20 protein-coding genes are annotated in these 19,251 nt (G+C 67.1%); 3 read left to right on the top strand and 17 right to left on the bottom strand.

The annotated features are described in order from the left end of the window. The first annotated feature begins 189 nt into the window (after positions 1-189). On the top strand, positions 190-1,449 hold the full coding sequence (locus RN02_RS12435) for an OprD family porin (RefSeq protein WP_052267719.1): 1,260 nt from the start codon (positions 190-192) through the stop codon (positions 1,447-1,449). Between the two features lie 3 nt (positions 1,450-1,452). On the opposite strand, the gene RN02_RS12440 is transcribed toward RN02_RS12435, so the two are convergent. The 13 genes from RN02_RS12440 to RN02_RS12500 all read right to left on the bottom strand — a co-directional run bounded on the left by RN02_RS12440 (position 1,453) and on the right by RN02_RS12500 (position 11,906). Further along, positions 1,453-2,274 carry a hypothetical protein gene (locus RN02_RS12440; protein ID WP_043314785.1) on the bottom strand — a complete coding sequence of 274 codons (822 nt, stop codon included), beginning with the start codon at positions 2,272-2,274 and terminating at the stop codon, positions 1,453-1,455. A gap of 124 nt (positions 2,275-2,398) precedes the next feature. Further along, positions 2,399-3,535, bottom strand: a complete 1,137-nt coding sequence (gene flhB, locus RN02_RS12445) for a flagellar biosynthesis protein FlhB (protein WP_043314786.1) — start codon at positions 3,533-3,535, stop codon at positions 2,399-2,401. After that, positions 3,535-4,311 (bottom strand): flagellar biosynthetic protein FliR, encoded by a 777-nt coding sequence (gene fliR, locus RN02_RS12450; protein WP_009621634.1) that lies wholly within the window; start codon positions 4,309-4,311, stop codon positions 3,535-3,537. Before fliR ends, flhB begins: the two co-directional genes overlap by 1 nt. Continuing rightward, positions 4,311-4,580, bottom strand: a complete 270-nt coding sequence (gene fliQ / locus RN02_RS12455) for a flagellar biosynthesis protein FliQ (protein ID WP_009621633.1) — start codon at positions 4,578-4,580, stop codon at positions 4,311-4,313. The genes fliR and fliQ overlap by 1 nt, the downstream gene beginning before the upstream one ends. A gap of 19 nt (positions 4,581-4,599) precedes the next feature. Then, positions 4,600-5,379: a flagellar type III secretion system pore protein FliP gene (fliP, locus tag RN02_RS12460; protein WP_009621632.1), complete on the bottom strand. Its 780-nt coding sequence runs from the start codon at positions 5,377-5,379 to the stop codon at positions 4,600-4,602. Beyond that, on the bottom strand, positions 5,376-5,858 hold the full coding sequence (gene fliO, locus RN02_RS12465) for a flagellar biosynthetic protein FliO (protein ID WP_043271531.1): 483 nt from the start codon (positions 5,856-5,858) through the stop codon (positions 5,376-5,378). Before fliO ends, fliP begins: the two co-directional genes overlap by 4 nt. A 2-nt stretch (positions 5,859-5,860) precedes the next feature. After that, entirely contained in the window at positions 5,861-6,328 is a 468-nt protein-coding gene (gene fliN, locus RN02_RS12470) for a flagellar motor switch protein FliN (protein WP_009621630.1), read from the bottom strand. A gap of 25 nt (positions 6,329-6,353) precedes the next feature. Beyond that, a complete protein-coding gene (fliM, locus tag RN02_RS12475) occupies positions 6,354-7,325 on the bottom strand; it encodes a flagellar motor switch protein FliM (RefSeq protein WP_009621629.1) in 972 nt (323 codons plus the stop codon). Positions 7,326-7,335: 10 nt separating this feature from the next. Then, positions 7,336-7,848 carry a flagellar basal body-associated protein FliL gene (gene fliL / locus RN02_RS12480; protein WP_009621628.1) on the bottom strand — a complete coding sequence of 171 codons (513 nt, stop codon included), beginning with the start codon at positions 7,846-7,848 and terminating at the stop codon, positions 7,336-7,338. A gap of 284 nt (positions 7,849-8,132) precedes the next feature. After that, on the bottom strand, positions 8,133-9,410 hold the full coding sequence (locus RN02_RS12485) for a flagellar hook-length control protein FliK (RefSeq protein ID WP_043314787.1): 1,278 nt from the start codon (positions 9,408-9,410) through the stop codon (positions 8,133-8,135). A gap of 73 nt (positions 9,411-9,483) precedes the next feature. Further along, complete coding sequence (locus tag RN02_RS12490; protein ID WP_009621625.1) at positions 9,484-9,834, bottom strand: Hpt domain-containing protein; 351 nt, start codon at positions 9,832-9,834, stop codon at positions 9,484-9,486. Positions 9,835-9,887: 53 nt separating this feature from the next. Continuing rightward, positions 9,888-11,588 (bottom strand): ATP-binding SpoIIE family protein phosphatase, encoded by a 1,701-nt coding sequence (locus tag RN02_RS12495; protein WP_082033776.1) that lies wholly within the window; start codon positions 11,586-11,588, stop codon positions 9,888-9,890. Between the two features lie 12 nt (positions 11,589-11,600). Beyond that, positions 11,601-11,906, bottom strand: a complete 306-nt coding sequence (locus RN02_RS12500) for an STAS domain-containing protein (RefSeq protein WP_009621621.1) — start codon at positions 11,904-11,906, stop codon at positions 11,601-11,603. 213 nt (positions 11,907-12,119) lie between these two features. Here RN02_RS12500 and RN02_RS12505 point away from each other — a divergent pair, with 213 nt between their 5' ends. Continuing rightward, the gene (locus RN02_RS12505) at positions 12,120-12,833 is read left to right on the top strand and encodes a TorF family putative porin (protein ID WP_009621618.1); all 714 of its coding nucleotides are present in this window, start codon (positions 12,120-12,122) and stop codon (positions 12,831-12,833) included. A gap of 345 nt (positions 12,834-13,178) precedes the next feature. Here RN02_RS12505 and RN02_RS12510 read toward each other — a convergent pair whose 3' ends face one another. Further along, positions 13,179-14,177: an AraC family transcriptional regulator gene (locus tag RN02_RS12510; protein ID WP_009621616.1), complete on the bottom strand. Its 999-nt coding sequence runs from the start codon at positions 14,175-14,177 to the stop codon at positions 13,179-13,181. A 129-nt stretch (positions 14,178-14,306) separates the two neighbouring features. Between RN02_RS12510 and RN02_RS12515 the strand changes: the two genes are divergently transcribed. Next, the gene (locus RN02_RS12515) at positions 14,307-14,624 is read left to right on the top strand and encodes an Mpo1-like protein (protein ID WP_009621613.1); all 318 of its coding nucleotides are present in this window, start codon (positions 14,307-14,309) and stop codon (positions 14,622-14,624) included. 97 nt (positions 14,625-14,721) lie between these two features. Here the strand turns inward: RN02_RS12515 and RN02_RS12520 are convergent, their stop codons facing one another. From RN02_RS12520 to RN02_RS12530, 3 genes are read right to left on the bottom strand one after another with little or no spacing between them, the layout of a single operon-like run. Then, positions 14,722-14,949 (bottom strand): Imm32 family immunity protein, encoded by a 228-nt coding sequence (locus RN02_RS12520; protein WP_043314788.1) that lies wholly within the window; start codon positions 14,947-14,949, stop codon positions 14,722-14,724. Positions 14,950-14,958: 9 nt separating this feature from the next. After that, positions 14,959-17,613, bottom strand: a complete 2,655-nt coding sequence (locus tag RN02_RS12525; RefSeq protein ID WP_082033777.1) for an RHS repeat domain-containing protein — start codon at positions 17,611-17,613, stop codon at positions 14,959-14,961. 14 nt (positions 17,614-17,627) lie between these two features. Continuing rightward, entirely contained in the window at positions 17,628-19,091 is a 1,464-nt protein-coding gene (locus RN02_RS12530) for a DUF6531 domain-containing protein (protein WP_052267720.1), read from the bottom strand. Between the last annotated feature and the right edge of the window lie 160 nt (positions 19,092-19,251).

Here is a 19,251-nt window from a genome sequence, read left to right on the forward strand (position 1 = left end):
ACCGGGATGAAGGCTTTCTCAAGCAGGCAACGGCGCGCATTCCGCGGAAAACACCCGATCCGCAGGAGGAAAGTTCCGGGTTGCTCCGGCATATCGTTAACAAATTAATTATGTGGTACAACCTCTCCCCGCTCGCTCCCGCCGAGGAGCGAAGAACAAGAACAAAACAAGAACAACAAGGGGAAGAGCATGTCCGCCACACACATTCAGAAGCGCATTCCGTTCCGCCTCGGCCTGTTGGCCACCGGCCTGCTGCCGCTGGCCGCCCAGGCCGATTTCATCGACGACAGCAGCGGCCGCCTGGACCTGCGCAACTTCTACCAGCTGCGCGACTACCGCCAGGACAACGCCGCGCAATCCCAGGCCGGCAATTGGTCCCAGGCCTTCGTCCTGCGCCTGCAGTCGGGCTTCACCGAAGGCCCCATCGGCTTCGGCCTGGACGCCACCGGGCTGCTCGGCGTCAAGCTCGATTCCGGGCGCGGGCGCAGCAGCGACGGCACCCTGCCCTTCGGGCCGAACTCCCGCGAGCCGGTGGACGACTACAGCCACGCCGGGCTGACCGCCAAGCTGCGCTATTCGAAGACGCAGCTGAACATCGGCCTGCTGGAGCCGCAGCTGCCGGTGGTGTTCCGCGACGACGTGCGCCTGATGCCGCAGACCTTCGACGGCGCCCTGCTGACCTCCAACGAGATCGACAAGCTGACGCTCACCGCCGGCCAGCTGTGGAAGTCGCGCACCCGCGAGTCGGCGGGCAACGACGACATGTACATCATGGGCCGCAGCAAGGCCTTCGCCAGCGACGAGTTCAACCTCGCCGGCGCCAGCTACGCCTTCACCCCGAACCTGACCGCCAGCTACTTCTACGGCCAGCTCAAGGACATCTACCAGCAGCACTACTACGGCCTGGTGCACACCCTGCCGCTGGCCGAGGGCCTGTCGCTGCGCAGCGACCTGCGCTACTTCGACAGCGACGACGACGGCAAGGCCATCTCCGGCCCGGTGGACAACCGCAACCTGAGCATGATGTTCACCCTGCGCGCCGGCGCCCACGCCATCGGCGTGGCCTACCAGAAGATGATCGGCGACGACGGCTTCCCCACCCTCAACGGCTATACCCCGCCCTACTCGCACAACCTGATGACCATCCAGACCTTCACCCAGCCGGGGGAGAAGTCCTGGCAGCTGCGCTACGACTACGACTTCGCCTCCCTCGGCGTTCCCGGCCTGAGCTTCATGACCCGCTACACCCGCGGCGACGACATCCGCCGCGGCGCGGGCCTGGAGGACGGCCACGAGTACGAGCGCGACAGCGACCTGGCCTACACCCTGCAGGACGGGCCGCTCAAGGGGCTGTCGCTGCGCTGGCGCAACGTGACCGCGCGCAGCAGCCATGGCGCGGACATGGACGAGAACCGCCTGATCGCCAACTACAGCATCCCCATCTGGTGAGTCTCAGGCGGCCGCCCGCCGCCGCGCGCGCGGATCGCCCGGCAGATAGACGCCGGTGACCAGGCGCCAGGCCTCGGAAGTGCGCTTGCCGGGCACCCCGTCGATCTTGACGAAGACGCCCGGGAAGCTGTTCAGCCAGGTCTGCAGTTCCTCCACCCGGCGCACCTCGGCCGGGTCCCCGGACAGGCTCATGGAGTAGTTCACCAGCAGCGGCTGGGCGGCGCTCGGCTTGGGCTGGTCGACGAACTCCAGCAGGCCGCGCTCGGCCATGCGCCGCAGCAACACCGCGGCGCCGCACTGCTTGGACTGGGCGCTATCGGACCAGGTGCCATCCTGCACGTACTTGCCGCTCTGATAGTGGTTGCAATAGCTCCACAGGTAAGGCGAGAGCACGTGGGGGTGGTACAGCCGGTAGCCGAAGCCGTTGTAGGCCTCCAGCTGGTAGAGGGTGCCGGCCAGGCTCCAGTCGGTGGCCGCACCCAGGCGCTTCAGGCGCAGGGCGTCCTCGGCGCTTTCCTCCCAGGTGAACGGCGGCTTGCCCTCCTTCGGCCGCCCCGCCGGCACCTGCACGGTGCGCGCCGTCAGCGGGTCGCCGTTGTGCAGGTGGCGGTCGAAGCGCAGGCCGCTTTCCATGCAGTGCACCACGCCGATGAAGCCCCAGGGGATGCCCAGGGCCTTGCCGACCTCGGCGTAGCGCGGCTGGTTGTCCTCGATGCGTTCGACCAGCGCCTCTACCTCGGCGGCGCGCGCCGGGCGGATCTGGCAGCTGTTGAAGAGTTGTTCGTATTCGCCGCGCAGCGCGGCGGTCAGCAATACCTTGGCCATGGCAGCAATCCCGTGTTGTAGTCCGACTCCGTTCAGGTCGTACCACGGCACGCGCCACCGGCCCTCAAGTGAAAGTGAAGGCCGCCAGCGGCAGCCGTCAATGGCGGGCGACGAACGCGGTGCCTCACTCGTCGCGGCGCAGGTCCGGCGGGATCGGCACGTCGGGCATCGGCCCGGGGCGCTTGCCCTTGCCGGCGCGGAACTGCCTGAGCTGGTAGACGTAGGCCAGCACCTGGGCCACCGCCAGGTAGAGGCCGGCGGGAATCTCCTGGTCCAGCTCGGTGGAGTAGTAGACCGCACGGGCCAAGGCCGGCGACTCCAGCACCGTGACCTTGTGCTCCTGGGCCACCTCGCGGATCTTCAGGGCGAGGAAGTCGTTGCCCTTGGCCAGCAGGCGCGGCGCGCCGCCGGCCGCGGCGTCATACTTCAGGGCCACGGCGAAGTGCGTCGGGTTGGTGATCACCACGTCGGCATCGGGCACCGCCTGCATCATGCGCCGCTGCGCCATCTCGCGCTGCAGTCGGCGGACCTTGGCCTTGACCTCGGGCTTGCCCTCGGAGTCCTTGTACTCGTCGCGCACTTCCTGCTTGGTCATCAGCAGCTTCTGGCGGTTGTCCCAGAGCTGGTAGGGCACGTCCACCGCGGCGATCAGCAGCAGGCTGCAGGCCATCCAGAAGGCGCTCCAGCCCACCACCTTGACGCTTTCCACGATGGCCGTCCGCAGCGGCTGGTGCAGCAGCGCCAGCAGGGCTTCCTTGTCCGAGCGCAGCACCAGCACCGCCACCGCCAGCACCACGACGAACTTGATCAGCGCCTTGAACAGCTCCAGCACCGACTTGGCGGAGAACATCCGCTTGATCCCTTCCAGCGGGTTCATGCGGCTGAACTTGGGCGCCAGGGCCTCGCCGGAGAACAGCCAGCCGCCCAGGGAGATGGGCCCGATCAGGGCGGCGCAGAGCAGCACCAGCAGGATCGGCCAGAGCCCCTCGGCGGCCCCGCGCGCGGCGGTGCCCAGCAATTGCAGCATGCTCTCGCTGCGCATCGCCGTCTCGCGGGACATCTCGAAGCTGTTGCGCATCACCCCCATCAGCACCTCGGCCAGGTGCGCGCCGTAGACCAGCAGCGCGCCGGCCCCGGCCATCAGCACGGAGAGGGTGTTGAGCTCGCGGGAACGCGGCAGTTGGCCTTTCTTGCGGGCCTCGCGGCGACGTTTCTCCGTGGGTTCCTCTGTCTTGTCCTGGCCGCTCTCGCTTTCCGCCATCAGCGCGCTCCCACCAGTTCACGCAGCAGCGCCAGGGCCTCGCGGACGAGGTCCTGGTACTGCGAGAGGATTTCGGCGGTGCCGATCCAGACGATGATGAAGCCCATCACCAGGGTCAGCGGGAAGCCGATGGAGAAGATGTTCAGTTGCGGGGCGGCGCGGGTCATGGCGCCGAAGGCTAGGTTCACCACCAGCAGCGCGGTGACCGCCGGCAGGGCGATCAGCAGGCCGCCGCCGAGCACCCAGCCGAGCTTGCCGGCCACGGTATACAGGTGCTCGCCCGACAGGCCCTGGCCCACCGGCAGGGTGACGAAGCTCTCGGCGATCACCTCCAGCACCACCAGGTGGCCGTTCATGGCCAGGAACAGCAGGGTCACCAGCAGGCTGAAGAACTGCCCCATCACCGGCACCGAGATGCCGTTGGCCGGGTCCACGGTGGAGGCGAAGCCCAGGCCCATCTGCATCGACAGCAGCTGCCCGGCGACCACGAAGACATGGAAGAACAGCTGCAGGGTGAAGCCGAGCATGGCGCCGATCAGCACCTGCTCGCCCACCAGCAGCATGGCGCGCAGGTTCAGGGCGTCGACCTGGGGCATCGGCGGCAGCGTCGGCACCAGCACCACGGCGATGGCCAGCGACAGGTACAGGCGCACCCGCGCCGGGACCATCTGGTTGCTGAAGATCGGCATGGTCATCAGCAGCGCGGCGATGCGGAACAGCGGCAGCACGAAGCTGCCGACCCAGGCGCCGATCTGCGCGTTGGTGAGTTCCAGCATCAGCCGATCAGCGTGGGGATGCTGGTGATCAGGCCCTGGGTGTACTCCATCAGCTCGCGCACCAGCCAGGGGCCGAGGACGATCAGGGTGCCGAGGGTCACCAGCAGGCGCGGCAGGAAGCTCAGGGTCTGCTCGTTGATCTGCGTGGCGGCCTGGAACATGGCCACCACCAGGCCCACCAGCAGGCTCGGCAGCACCAGGATGGCGACCATCATGGCGGTCAGCCAGAGTGCCTGGCGGAACAGGTCGACGGCGACTTCCGGGGTCATGGCGCGCCCTCCTCTCTAGTCAAACGGTGCCGAAGCTGCCGGCCAGGGTGCCGATGATCAGCGCCCAGCCGTCCACCAGGACGAACAGCATGATCTTGAACGGCAGCGAGATGATCAGCGGCGACAGCATCATCATGCCCATCGCCATGAGCACGCTGGCCACCACCAGGTCGATGATCAGGAACGGGATGAAGATCATGAAGCCGATCTGGAACGCAGTCTTCAGCTCCGAGGTGACGAAGGCCGGGACCAGGATGGTCAGCGGCGTGGCGTCGGCGTTGGCGATGTCGGTGCGCTTGGACAGGCGCACGAACAGGTCCAGGTCCGACTGCCGCGTCTGCGCCAGCATGAACGACTTCAGCGGCACCTCGGCGCGGCTCAGCGCCTCCGGGGCCTGGATCTGCTCGTTCAGGTAGGGCTGCAGCGCGGTGCTGTTGACCTTGTCGAACACCGGCGCCATGACGAACAGGGTGAGGAACAGCGCAAGGCCCACGAGGATCTGGTTCGACGGCGTGGTCTGCAGGCCCAGCGCCTGGCGCAGGATGGCGAAGACGATGATGATCCGGGTGAAGCTGGTCATCAGCATGACGAACGCCGGGATGAAGCTCAGCGCCGTCATGATCAGCAGGATCTGCAGGCTGACCGAGTATTCCTGCTGGCCCTGCGGGTTGGTGGTCACGGTGATCGCCGGGACCTGCAGCGGGTCGGCGGCGAAGGCCTGGGGCGCGAGCAGCGCCAGCAGCACGGCCAGCAGCGGCAGGCAGCGGCGCAGTGCCTGGGCGAAGGCGGGGAAGCTCATTGCGGGCGGCCCTTGTCCTTGTTCAGCAGCTCCAGCAGGCGCTGGGCGAATTCCGGCGGCGCCGGCTGCTCGCCGGCCTCGACGCCGCGCACCGGCTCCTTGAGCACGTGCAGCGGGGTGATGCGCCCGGGGGTCAGGCCGAGGAGGATCTGCTCCTCGCCCACCTGCACCAGCAGCAGGCGGTCGCGCGGGCTCAGGGCCTGGCTGGCCACCAGCTTGATCGCCTGGTTGCCGCGCGGGCCGATCTGCTGCACCCGGCGCACCAGCCAGGCGAGCAGGAAGATCAGCGCCACCACCAGCACCAGGCCGAACAGCAGCTGCAGCAGTTGGGCCCCGGCGCTGCCGGTGATCAGGCTCGGCGAGGCGCTGGCGTGGACGATGGCCGGCGCCGGCGCGGCGGCCGGCTCCTCGGCGGCCTGGGCCAGGGGCAGCAGCCCCGCCAGCGGCAGGGCGCAGAACAGCGCGAGCAGGCGGGCCATCATCAGCGCAGCTTCTTGATGCGTTCGCTGGGGCTGATCACGTCGGTCAGGCGGATGCCGAACTTCTCGTTCACCACCACCACCTCGCCGTGGGCGATCAGGGTGCCGTTGACCAGCACGTCCAGCGGCTCGCCGGCCAGGCGGTCGAGCTCGATCACCGAGCCCTGGTTGAGCTGCAGCAGGTTGCGGATGGTGATGTCGGTGTGGCCGACCTCCATGGAGATGGTCACCGGGATGTCGAGGATGACGTCCAGGTTCGGCCCTTCCAGGCCGGCGATGGTCGGCGCCCGCGGCGCCATGCCGAACTCCTCCATGGGCGCGCGCGGCGCCACCGGGGCGGCCGGCGCGGCGTTGCCGGCCATCATCGCGTCGATGTCGTCCTGGCTGGCGTCGCCCGCCTCGGACAGGGCCGCGGCCCATTCGTCCGCCAGGGCCTGCTCCTCGGGGGTCACTTTGTCTTCATCTGCCATTGTCGGGTCCTCTGGGGGGATGCGCTCAGCGCGGGCGCTCGAGCGGATCGAGAATCTGGAAGGCCAGGTTGCCCTTGTGCGAACCCAGCTTGACCTTGAAGGAAGGCACGCCGTTGGCGCGCATCACCATGAATTCGGGCATCTCCACCGGGATCACGTCGCCCGGCTGCATGTGCAGGATGTCGCGCAGGCGCAGCTGACGGCGCACCACGGTGGCGTCCACCGGCACGTTGACGTCGAGGATGTCCTCGCGCAGGGCGTTCTGCCAGCGCTCGTCCTGGTCGTCGACGTCGGACTGGAAGCCGGCGTCGAGCATCTCGCGGATCGGCTCGATCATCGCGTAGGGCACGGTGATGTGCAGGTCGCCGCCGCCGCCGTCCAGCTCGATGTGGAAGGTGGAGACCACCACCACCTCGCTGGGGCTGACGATGTTGGCCATGGCCGGGTTCACTTCCGAGTTGACGTACTCGAAGGTGATCGGCAGCACCGCGCTCCAGGCCTCGGCCAAGTCGACGAAGGCCTGCTCGATGACCATGCGCACCACCCGCAGCTCGGTGGGGGTGAACTCGCGGCCCTCGATCTTGGCGTGGCGGCCGTCGCCGCCGAAGAAGTTGTCCACCAGCTTGAACACCAGCTTGGCGTCGAGGATGAACAGCGCGGTGCCGCGCAGCGGCTTCATCTTCACCAGGTTGAGGCTGGTGGGCACGTAGAGCGAATGCACGTACTCGCCGAACTTCATCACCTGTACGCCGCCCACGGCGACGTCGGCCGAGCGCCGCAGCAGGTTGAACATGCTGATGCGGGTGTAGCGGGCGAAGCGCTCGTTGATCATCTCCAGGGTCGGCATGCGACCGCGGACGATGCGGTCCTGGCTGGTCAGGTCGTAGGACTTGACCGCCGTGGGGTCGGAATCGACTTCGGTTTCCACCAGGCCGTCGTCGACGCCGTGCAGCAGCGCGTCGATTTCGTCCTGGGAGAGCAGATCTTGCACAGCCATGGCGGCTTACCTACTGGAGTACGAAATTGGTGAAAAGCACCTGTTCCACGGTCAACTGACCGGTGGCCTTCTTGGCCAGTTCCTGGATGCTGGCGGTCGCCTGCTGTCGCAGCATCTCCTTGCCCACCGGGGTGGTCAAGGCGTCGAAATTCTGGCTGGAGAACAGCATCACCAGTTGGTTGCGCACCAGCGGCATCTGTTCGCGCAGGGCGTCCAGCTGGGCCTGGTCGCGGCCCATCAGGGCCACGGCGACCTGCAGGTAGCGCTGCCGCCCGCCCTGGTTGAAGTTGACCACGAAGGACGGCGCCAACACCTCGTAGAGCGCCGGTTTCTTGCCGCTGCCGGCCTCGGCGGCCGGCGCCTCGGCCGGCTTGGCGCCGCGGCTGAGGAAGAACCAGGTGCCGCCCACCGACGCCCCGACCGCCAGCAGGAAAGCCAGGCCCAGGATGATGATGAGCTTGAGCCGGCCCTTGCCGGCGCCGCCCTCGGCGGGTGGAGTGGTCTGCTGATCGTTCTTAGCCATGCCAGAAATCCGTCACTTGCGCGGTCCGTTGCCTGTCCATAAGGATAGGAGCAAGGGCTGTGCCAGGTCATGCCCGGCCGCCGCGGCGGATATTACAGGCTGCCGATGAGCGGAGCGAGGGGCGGCGTGCGGGATGGCGGAAGTGCGAGGCTTTGCGTTTGCGATGCCCATGCGACCGTGGCGATGGGTATCGCTTCGCTCAACGCCATCCTACGAGGGTGCTCCGCCGGCTCGCTCCTACGAAAGCGCTGCCAACCGGTGGCGCAGGAACGGCAGGGCCGGCGTCAGGCGTAATAATCCACCATCCCCAACCCACCCAGCTGCGGCCGCGCGCGGATCTCGCTGACGCCGCTGAGCACCGGCTCGTCGTCGCCTTCCGTGCCCGCCGTGGCCGCGCCGCCGCGGGCGTTGCCCTGCTGCTGGCCCTGGCCCTGCCAGCCGCGGGCCAGGGACTGGTCGGAGACGTTGACGTTGACCTGGTTCATGCCCTGCTGGCCGAGCATCTCGCGCAGGCGGTGCTGCTGGCTGTCCAGGGCCTCGCGCACGCCGGCGCTGGCGCTGGCGAAGGTCACCTGGGTCTGGTCGCTGGTCATGTGGATGCGCACTTCCAGGCGCCCGAGGTCGGCCGGCTCCATCTGGATGTCGGCGGACTTCAGGTTCTGGCTGGACATCCACATCACCCGGTCCACCACCTGGTCGGTCCAGCCATTCTGCTGCATGGCCACCGGCTGGCCGGGCACCTGCGGGTTGACCGGGCGGCTGGTGAGCGCCTGCTGGGTGCCGTTGAGCGCCTGGGTCATGGCCTCCAGGCGATGGGCGAAGCTCTCGTTGCGCGTCTCGGTCTTGGGCTGTGCCACGTCGTCGGCCAGCTGCCCGGCCAGTTCGCCGGCGGCATCGGTGGTCTTGGCCTCGGTCGAACCCTGGGCGTCCTTGAGGCCGGCCAGCAGGCTGGTCATGTCCAGCTTGGCGTCGCCCTTGCCCTGGTCGTCGGTCAGCTTGAGGTTGATTTCACCCTTGCCGGCGGTGGGCAACTGCAGGGCCTGGGTCACCTCCTCGGCGCCCGCTTCCGGCAACAGGGCCACGCCCTGGGCCTGGTTGAGCTTCTGCAGGTCGCCATCGCTGTTGGCGGCATTGAGCTGGGCCTGGCCGAGCTGCGTGGCGCTGTCCTGCGCCGGCGGCTGCACGCCCATGGCCAGCGCCAGCAGCGGGTCGAGGCTGGGGTCGGGCGGCTGCTGGCCGTCGTCGTCCGCCGACGCCTGCTCCTGGGCCGGCAAGGGCTTGCCGCCATCGGCAACCTTTGGCTGCTCGCTGCCGGCTTCCGGCGCCTTGGCGCTGTCCTTGGCCGGCGCGTCGTCCTGCCCGCGCGGCTTGTCGCGGCTGGCCTTGGTTTGGGCCTGCGGGCGCTCCTTGGCGGCCGGCCGGCTCTCCTGGGCGTACACGTCGGCGAAGCTGGAACCCTTGTCGTTGCTGGTGTTGGCCGAATCCTGCGCGGCCCTGGACGGGGATGTCCGGGGGCTCGCTGGCGCGGTCGGCGAAAGTAGGATGTCCGGGGCGACAGCCATCGGCGATCTCCGTTCTCGTTTGCGTCGATGACACGGAGATAGCAAGGGCCGGGCCAGTTTCCCGGATCGCTCGTCAGGAACGCTGCAGGCGCTGCTGGCGCAACAGGATGCGGACGATGGCGAACTCGCGTTCGACCTGCTCGATCAGCCCGGCGGCCTTGGCCATGTCGCCCTGCCGGGCGGCGTCTTCCAGGCGCTTGCACAGCGCGGCCAGGGCCGGCGCGCCCATGTTCCCGCAGCTGCCCTTGAAGCTGTGCGCGGCGTGGCGCAGGGCCTGGCCGTCGAGTTCCGCCAGGGCCTCGTGGAGGTTGCGCAGGCGCTCCTCGGAATCCGCGACGAAGGTGTCCAGCAACAGCGGAAACTCTTCCGCCATCACCTCCCGCAAAGCCTTCAGTACGGCATCGTCGAGATGCACATCGGACATTCGCTCGCTCCCTGGCTACCCGTGGCCAGGGCCGGCGCACGGGAAGTGCCGGATTATGCCTGAGCGGACCAGAAAAACTCCACGGACACCGACTTGCCGTCCGCCGACCACTGGCAGCGGTCGGCCAGGCTGCGCACCAGGGTCAGGCCGCGGCCGCTGAAGGAACCCGGCGCGCACTGCGCCTGGGCTTGCAGCACGGCATTGACGTCGAAGCCGTTGCCGCTGTCCTCCACCCGCACCAGCAGGCGGCCGCCGTCGCCATGGGGGGCGAGGTCGATGTGGAAGCGCACGAAGCCGTGATCGAGGCTTTCCAGGCGCCTGCGGCGTTCCTCGTAGTAGCGGGCGAAGCCCTGGGCGTCGCACTTCAGGCGCGACTCCAGGCCCATCACGCCGTGCTCCAGGGCATTGGAATAGAGCTCGGCGAGCACCGTGTACAGCGCCCCGCCGCGGGGGCGCAGGTCATGCACCTCCATCAGCAGCTGCAACAGGAACGGCAGGGGGTTGAAGTGGCGCAGCGTGGGCGCGCGGAACTCGAAACTGCAGGACCAGTCCTGGGTGCCGCCCAGCCCGCTCTCGGAAAACGCCAACGGCGGCCGCTGCAGGCTGGCGTCGGGCACCAGGGCCACTTCCAGCATGCTCAGGTCGTCCTGGGCCTCGCCGCGGAAGCGCACCAGCGCCGCCTTCACCCCATCGAACAGCCGCGAGGCGTCGCGCTGCTCCTCGAACACCTGGCGCAGGCGCTGCTCGCCGAACATCTCGCCCTGCGGGTTGCTCGCCTCCAGCACGCCGTCGGAGAACAGCAGCACGCGGTCGCCGTCCTCCATGGGGAAGACTTCGCAGCGCTCGTCGAAGGCCGCCGGCTCCAGGATGCCCAGCGGCAGGTGGCGCGACACCAGGGGCTGGAGCTCTCGGCCCTGGCGGAACAGGTAGCCGTCGGGCAGGCCGCCGTTCCACACCTCCAGCAGGCCGCGCTGGAAGCTCAGGTTGAGCATGCTGGCGCAGCAGAACACCCCCACCGGCAGGATGCGCTTCAGCTTGGCGTTCATCTCGCGGAGGATGTCGGCGATCGGGTAGCCCTTGGCGGTCATGCCGTAGAACACCTCGGCCAGCGGCATGGCGCCGATAGCCGCCGGCAGGCCGTGGCCGGTGAAGTCGCCGAGCAGCACGTGCATGCCGCCGGAGGGCTTATAGGCGGCCAGCAGCAGGTCGCCGTTGAACAGCGCGAAGGGCGACTGCAGGTAACGGATGTTCGGCGCGTTCAGGCAGCCAGAGTGGGCCACCTTGTCGAACACCGCCTTGGCCACCCGCTGCTCGTTGAGCAGGTGCTCGTTGTGCCGGGCGATCAGGTCGCGCTGCGCCAGCACCTCGCGCTGCAGGTGGTGCAGGCGGCCCATGGCGCGGATCTTGGCTTCGAGGATCACCCGGTTGTAGGGCTTGGAGAGGAAGTCGTCGCCGCCGGCCTCCAGGCTCTGCACCAGGGCCTCGGTCTCGCTCAGCGAGGTGAGGAAGATGATCGGCACCAGCTCCTCGCCGGCCTGGCGGCGGATCCGCCGGGCCGCCTCGAAGCCGTCCATCACCGGCATCAGGGCGTCCATCAGCACCAGTTGCGGGCGCTCCTGCTCGAACAGCGCCAGGGCTTCCAGGCCGTTGGCGGCGGTCAGCACGCGGTGGCCCTGGCGGCTGACGATGGTGGACAGCAGCAGGCGGTCGGCGGCGTTGTCGTCGGCGATCAGGACCGTGAGGAAGTTGGCCATGACCGCCACGGCTCAGGAGATGCGGAACAGTTGTTCGAAATTAGAGATGGAGAGGATCTTGCGCACGTCCGGGCTGCAGTGCACCAGGCTGATCTGCGCATGTTCGCCGCCGGCGTGGTCGCGCAGCAGCAGGAGCATGCCCAGCGCCGAGCTGTCCAGGTAGGTGGCGCCCTTGAGGTCGACGACGTAGCGTCGCGGGGTGGTCTCGACGCGCTCGTAGGCGTCGCGGAACTCCTGGTGCGCACCGAAGTCGAAGCGGCCCTGGACGACGATGGTCAGTTCCTGGCCGTCGGCCGAAGGTACGGATGTGATGGCCATGGAGGCCTCCCTGCTGAATGGACTGCGCATGCTGGGGAAGATTTAGCAGCTAGTCCGCGGCCCGGCAACCTCGGCGAGCGCCGGTACGCAAAGGTTCGCTCCGGCCGACAAATGGACCGCCGGTCATTGCCCGGTCACCGAATGGCTTTACCCTGTAAAGGTGCGGAGGGGACCGCACCTGCCAAGGAGCATTTCGAAGATCTAGGGGGAGCCATGATCATCCACCGTCTGCTGCTGGGCGCCACGCTGTGCGCCAGCCTGGCCGCCAATGCCCAGGTCATGCAGCGCCAACTCGGCGACTTCGACCTCAAGTTCGCCACCTCGCCGGCCCGCAGCATGGCCCAGGGCCTGGTCCAGCCCGGCGGCCTGGACAGCCTGCACGGCGGGCTCGACGCCAGCCACGCCTCGGGCTGGTACTTCGGCGGCTGGGCCGCCAACCTGGAGCCGGACAAGCCAACCGAAGTCGATTCCTACGCCGGCTTCAAGCGCCCGCTGGGCAATGGCCGCCTCGGCTACGAGCTGGGCAGCATCCGCTACGTGCACCCGCAGCGGCCGGACCTGGACACCCAGGACGTCTACGGCGGCCTGTCGATCTTCGGCAGCCGCCTGGGCGCCGCCTACAGCAACAGCGCCGGGCGCAGCAGCGCCACGCTGTTCGCCGACCTGGGCCTGACGCCGCCGCTGGGCTTCGACCTGACGCTGAAGTACGCCAGCTACAGCCTGGAGAACCCGGTGAGCGTGACCAATGGCTACGTCAGCGGCTTCAACGACTGGTCGGTGAACCTCAGCCGCCCCTGGCTGGGCCTGGACCTGAACTTCTCCTACAGCGGCAGCAGCCTGAGCGGGACGGACTGCACCGCCTATTCCGGCCACAACGCCTATTGCGACAGCGCCGTGACCTTCAAGGCGTCGCGGTCGTTCTTCTGAGCCTGCGCGGATAATCGCGGACGGAGTCCGCTCCTACGGTTCCAGGAGACACGGGCGTAGGAGCAACTGTCTTGCCGGCTGCACCGAGATGCGCCTCAACGGATGGGTTGAGCCTTGGCGAAACCCATGCGGTTGCGGTGATGGGTATCGCTTCGCTCAACACCATCCTACGAAAAGCCATGCTCGCTCATGCGGTAGGACCTTGTCCGCGATGGCCGGACGTATCGGCGCGATTCGCGGATAAGATCCGCTCCTGCGGGTTGCCCCATACGCCACAGCCATGTAGGAGCGCGCCCTGCGCGCGATTCGCGGGCAGGGCCCGCTACAATCACCGCCCTCGACCGCCTACAACCGCTCCCGATACTCCCCCGGCGTCACCCCGAACCAGCGGCGGAAGGCGCGGAAGAAGTTGCTCGGCTCGGAGAACCCCAGCAGGTAGGCGATCTCCAGCAGCGTCATGTGCGGCGTCGCCAGGTACTGCTGGGCCAGCTCGCGGCGGGTGTCGTCGAGCAGTTGCTGGTAGCTGCTGCCCTCCTCCTGCAAGCGCCGCTGCAGGGTGCGCTCGGACAAGTGGAGGATTTCCGCCACCACCTCGCGCCGCGGCTCGCCCTGGGGCAGCAGGCGGCACAGCACCTGGCGCGTCTGGTGGCTGAAACGGCTGCTGCCGAAGCGCGCCAGGTACTCGCCGGCGAAACGGTCGTGCAGGCGCGCCAGTTCGGCGTTGGCCGTGGGCAGCGGCGCGTTCATGTCCTCGTGGGAAAACAGCATGGCGCACTGCCCGTGGCCATGGCTGAGCGGCGCCTGGAACAGCGCCTGGTAGGGCGCCAGATCGACCGGCGGTTCGCCCGCCAGGCGGACCTCCAGCGGGCGGATGTCGCGCCCGGTGATCCAGCGCACCAGGGCGATCATGCTGGCCAGCGAACTTTCCGCGCTCTGCCGTGGCGGCAACAGGCGGTCGCCATGCACCTGCACGCTGAACAGGCAGCCCTCGGGCAGGCGGCGGAAACTCGCGTCCGCCCCCTCGGCGATGATCCGCTGGTAACGCTCCAGGCGCTCGAAGGCCTCGGCCAGGGTGCGGCTGGACATCATCGAATACCCCAGCACCGGAAACGCCGGGGTGTGCACGCGAGCGAAGTTGAGGGCGATGGCCGGATTGCCGCTGCGCTGCACGGCCAGCTGCCACAGGCGCGTCATGTCGTCCTGGGGGAAGCGCGCGTCCGGGTCGGCGAGGACGGCAAGGTCCAGGCCCAGCTCGGCGAACAGCTCGCGGCTGTCCAGCCCCTCCAGTTCGATGGCGAGGAGGATCCCACGAACCCAACTGGACAAGGTGGTACGCTCAGGCATCTCGGTTCTTCTTGTTGTCAGCGCGCGCAAGGAATGGCGGGGTTGGATACTAAACTGGCTGCAGGGGTCATCTGCAAGTCATCGACCGCCTTCGTAGACTGCGGCCATCACAACAACAGGAGGTGCGCCATGACCACCCACACCGCCGAGCGTTTCCACAGCTTCGCCGAGTTCTACCCCTTCTACCTGCAGGAACACAGCAACCCCACCTGCCGCCGCCTGCACTACGTGGGCAGCCTGCTGGTACTGGCGATCCTCGCCTACGCCATCGCCAGCGGCAACCTGCTGTGGCTCATCGCCCTGCCCTTCGCCGGCTACGGCTTCGCCTGGGTCGGCCACTTCGTCTTCGAAAAGAACCGCCCGGCCACCTTCAAGTACCCGCTGTGGTCGTTCATGGGCGACTGGGTGATGCTCAGGGATGCTTTTACGGGGCGGATTCGGTTCTGAGGTTGCTCTGCTGTAACAGATTGCCCTTAAAAAATTAGCGCTATTGCAAAGCAATAGCGCTATGGAGTTACTGCCTCTCTCAGAATCTTCAGAGTTCTTATGAAGCCACCGTCATTACAATGATATCAGCAGAGCTGGAATCCCCCCCCTCAAAGAAATCACTAAAGTGGATATGGTCAGACGTACCCTCCACCAAACCTTCTATCTTGTTAGCCGCCAACATAAGCATATCAGCCAAGCTTCGAAGCTCTGAAGCTGTGGCAACAATAGAAACCTCTTGAAGCGCCCGCAACGTACCAGCATCTTCGTACCCATATAGCTTCATGTGGGCCTCCTATATGCATCTATCAGAATTTTCCATCATGCACTGACTATCATAAGGATTTTGGGCACAGTATTCTCGCATAACTTCATCATAAGATGGCCATGGATAAGGAAGGCCAAGCTTGAAGCCTCGCTTCCTCAAGAACTCTAACAATTTCTTATTCCGAGATGCCTTTTTCGGATCTGTTCCATGACTTCCTGAACCATCTTTATTTATTACCACCTCGGGTTTTCCCTTCTGATTAATGTGCGCATGTTCTTGCTGCCCAGGCACATGAGGATTGTCGATTCGCACTGTTATCTGTGTTCCCGGAACCTTGCCAGGAACACCAGAACTAGCAAGCCCATAACTATCTAAGAAGCTTATAGGATTTCCATTTACATACCCGTAAGTATTCAACCCACCCTCAAGCCCAATCGGATCACTCTCCACATACCGCCCGGTCTGCGGGTCGTAATCGCGGAAGTAGTTGTAGTGCAGGCCGCTCTCGGCGTCGTAGTACTGCCCCGGGAAGCGCAGGTTCACCACGGTGTTGTCCGGGCTGCTGGGCTGGCCGTTGCCGAAGGCGTCGGACTGCCATTGCCAGGCCAGGCGCTGGTCGTCGTCGCTGGCCAGCCGCGGGGTGTCGAGGTGGTCGCTGTGCAGGTAGAGCACGCGGGGGTTGCCCGGATGGCCCTGGTCGTCGTAGGCCGTGCTCAGGGTGGCCAGGGGCAGGCGGTCGAGCCACAGGTAGTACTGTTCGCGGCGGGACTGGCCATTCCGATCGTAGGCGGCTTCGCCGAGCAGTTGGCCGTCGGGGCCGTAGAGGTAGGTGGTGAAGCCTTGCGCGGTCAGCTTGGCGATGCGCTGGCCGTGGGCGTTGTAGCGGTACTGGGCGACTTCCTGGCCGTCGATCCGCACGTTCGCCAGGCGGCCCTGGGCGTCATAGCCGAGCAGGCGGCTGGCGCGGTCCTGGAGCAGGTTGCCGGCGGCATCGCTGGTCACCGTGTGGCCATTGAGGGCGGTGAGGCGGTTGCTGTCGCTGGCGTAGCGGTAGCTGTCCTGCAGGGATTCGCCGTCGGCCAGGCGCGTGGCGCTCTTCTCGGTGCGGTTGCCCACGGCGTCGTAGCCGTAGCGGCGCTCGGCCTGACTGCTGCGTTCCGTGGTCAGGCGGTCCAAGGAGTCGTACTGGTAGTCCAGCGTGCCCCAGAGGCTGTGGGCCAGTTGGGTGATGTTGCCGTTGGCGTCGTGCCGGTAGTCGCTCTGCCAGGGGCCGACGCGCTGGCGGACCAGTTGGTAGTCCTGGTCGTACTCGCGGGCCAGGCTGATGCCGTTGGCCCAGCTCAGGCGTTGCAGGGGGCCGAAGGGCAGATAGGCGATATCGCTGGCCAGGACGAGGGGCGCCTGGCTGCCTACGCCCAGGGTGACGCTGCTCACCTGGCCGCCGGCATTGCGCAGGTAGCCGAGGGTGTAGCCGGACGGATAGCCGATGCCAACCAGGCGGTCGGCGGCGTCGTACTGGAAGCTCAGGGCCTCTTCCAGTACCTGGCCGTTGACGCTCAGGCTGCGCGCCTGCTGCACCAGGTTGCCGCGCGCGTCATAGCGATAGGCGAGACGGCCGCTGCCATCCTCGATGGCCGTCAGGCGGCCGATGCCGTGGTTGCCGTCGGCACTGCCGTCGTACTGGTAGCGCACGTCGAAGGCCGGGGTGGCCGGGTAGCGGCGTTCGCTCAGGCGGTTCAGGGCGTCGTAGCTGAACTCCACCACCACGCCACGGGCATCGGTCTGGCGGATGACGTTGCCGGCGGCGTCGTACTCGAAGTGGGTGGTGCCGCTGTCGGGGCTGATGCGCTGGATGAGGTTGCCCAGGCCGTCATACACATAACGCGTCGTGACGCCGCGGGGATCGCTGACCTGGGTGAGGTTGTCCTGGGCGTCGTAGGTCAGCTGGGTGACGCCATCGAGGGCGTCGGCATGGCTGACCAGGCGATCGAGGGCGTCGAACGCCTGGGTGCTGGCGTACTGGCGCGGGTTGGTCCGGCCGGTGGGGTTGTCGTTGAGATCGTACCGGTAGCGGTGGGTCTGGCCAGCGGCGCCGACCGAGCGCAGCAGCCGGCCGAGTTCGTCGTACACCCACTGCTGCTGGCGCACCAGGCTGCCGCTGGCGTCCTTCAGCCGCTGCGCCGTGCGGTTGCCCTGGGCGTCGACGTCGTATTCCAGACGCTCGCCGAGGTTGTTGGCGATGGCCACCAGGCGCCGCGCGTCGTCGTAGGTGTAGGCCAGCCAGCTGCCGTCGCCGCGGGTCAGGCGGGTGATCTGCCCGACCACGTCGTATTCGAAGCGGGTGGTGCTGCCGGCGCTGCCGATGGAGGCCAGACGCGCGTCGATGCCGCTGTAGGTCAGGGTGCTGACCACGCCGTTGGCGTCGGTGAGGGTGCCGGGGTTGCCGCGCTCGTCGTGGTCGGCCAGGCGAGTGACGTGGCCCAGGGCGTTGGTCACGGCGGTGAGGTTGCCCTTGGCGTCGTAGCTGTAGCGGGTGACGTCCTGCACGTCGGTGCGCGGGCCGTCGGCGCTTTCGATCAGGCCCAGTTCGTTGTAGCTGTAGGTCCAGCTGCGCTCGGCGGCCTGGGCGGGATGCCCAAGCAATATCGCCAGGGACAGGGCGCCGAATAATTTCGTTTTCATGTCAGCCTCCTTGCTCAAAGCGCTTCGGTGGTTTGCGCGATGACGCGACCACGGTTGTCGTACTGGTAGCGGGTGACCTGTCCCGGCTCGGTGACGCTCAGCGGCAGCGCGAAGGTCGGATGCCAGGTGGTGGTGATGGTGCGTGCCTGCGGCGTGCCGGCCGCTTCGGTGCGCGAGACTTCCAGGCCGCGCTCGTCGTACTGGTGGGTGGTCAGGTTGCCGTTCCAGTCGGTTCGGCTGGCCGGCAGCCCATTGGCCAGGTAGGTGACCTGCTGGCTGGCGGCCGGGCAGTGGGCGCTGGCTTCGCCGTCCCGGCGGGTGACCAGGCGACGCTGGTCGAAGGTCTGGTAGTGGTAGAGCGTCGACTTGCCCAGCGGGTTGGTGATCCGCACGTGGTTGGCATCGAGATAGGCGAATTGCACGGTGCCATTCTCGCCGGCATGGCTGCTGGAGGTGGCGCGCCCCTGGCCGTCATAGGTCCAGGTGGCGAAGCGCAGGCCGCGGGCGTCGGTGATCCCCGTGAGCAGGTGCGGGCGTTCGGCGACTTCGTAGTGATAGTGCTGTTCTTCGTCGCCGCGCAGGACGCTGGCAAGGCGACCATGCTCGTCGTAGCGGTAGCTGATGTTCCAGTTGCCGAGCTGCAGGTTCGCCAGCCGTTCACCGGCATAGCCGAGGGTGATCTGGCGGCCGCCCGCATCGCTGATCCGGACCAGCCGGCCAGCCGCATCCCGGGCAAAATGCAGGCTGCTGCCGAGCACCGGATCGAGGCGTTTCAACTGCCCGAGCGCATCGTAGGTTTCGACGCTGGCGTCGGCGCCGGTGAGGCTCCAACCGCCATGGTCGGGCAGTTCGACCAGCGTGAGTCGCTCGTCGGCGGAAGCCGTCCACTTGCCCGCCACGCGGGTGAAGGCCACTGCCCGGCCATCGTCGCGATAGGCCTTGAGCCGGTCGGCCGTGAGCTTGGCGATGCGCTGGTTCCAGCCATGGCTCCAGCCGACGCCGAGGTCGCCGGCCTGGTTGCGGCTGCTCCAGTAGTTGCGGCTGAACCCCAGCCGCGAACCGGGCACGCTCAGGTCGACCTCGATCTGCACCTTCTGCCCGGTGGCGCCAAGGATGGGATTGCTGTCATTGCATTCGTTGCTCTGGCATTGCGCGCAGCACTGGCCGCTGCCATCCAGCACGCCGCTGGGGCACAGGTCCGGCCCGCCGGAAAGGTAGACGGAGGAGAAGTGGTAGGTGTCGGGAAGCCAGCGACCGAACAATTTGCGTTCGATCGTGAAGCGGCAGAAGGCTTCGCCACCGATGTCGGTGAGCGAATAGTTGTTGATGCGCCATTGCTGGCGGGGATTCTGCTCACGCTTCTGGAGCAGCAGGCGGATGCTCTCGCCCTGTTCGCAGGCCGCTTCGGCCGAGGGCCAGGCGGTCCTCGTCGCGTCGTGCCACTGGTATTGCGCCAGGCTGGCCTGGCTGGCTAACAAGGCTCCCAACCCTGGGAGCAGGCAATGCAGAACTAGACGGGGGCGCATGCTTGGGTCCTCCATGAACAGTGGAGGCCCCAGTCAAGCGATGGCGGCAGGCGAAGAACGTTAACGCCTAGCCACTCCTGAAATCAGCAAAACATCCCACGCCGATCGAGGC

This window comes from Pseudomonas sp. PI1 (genome assembly GCF_000812405.1).
GTDB lineage: Bacteria > Pseudomonadota > Gammaproteobacteria > Pseudomonadales > Pseudomonadaceae > Pseudomonas > Pseudomonas citronellolis.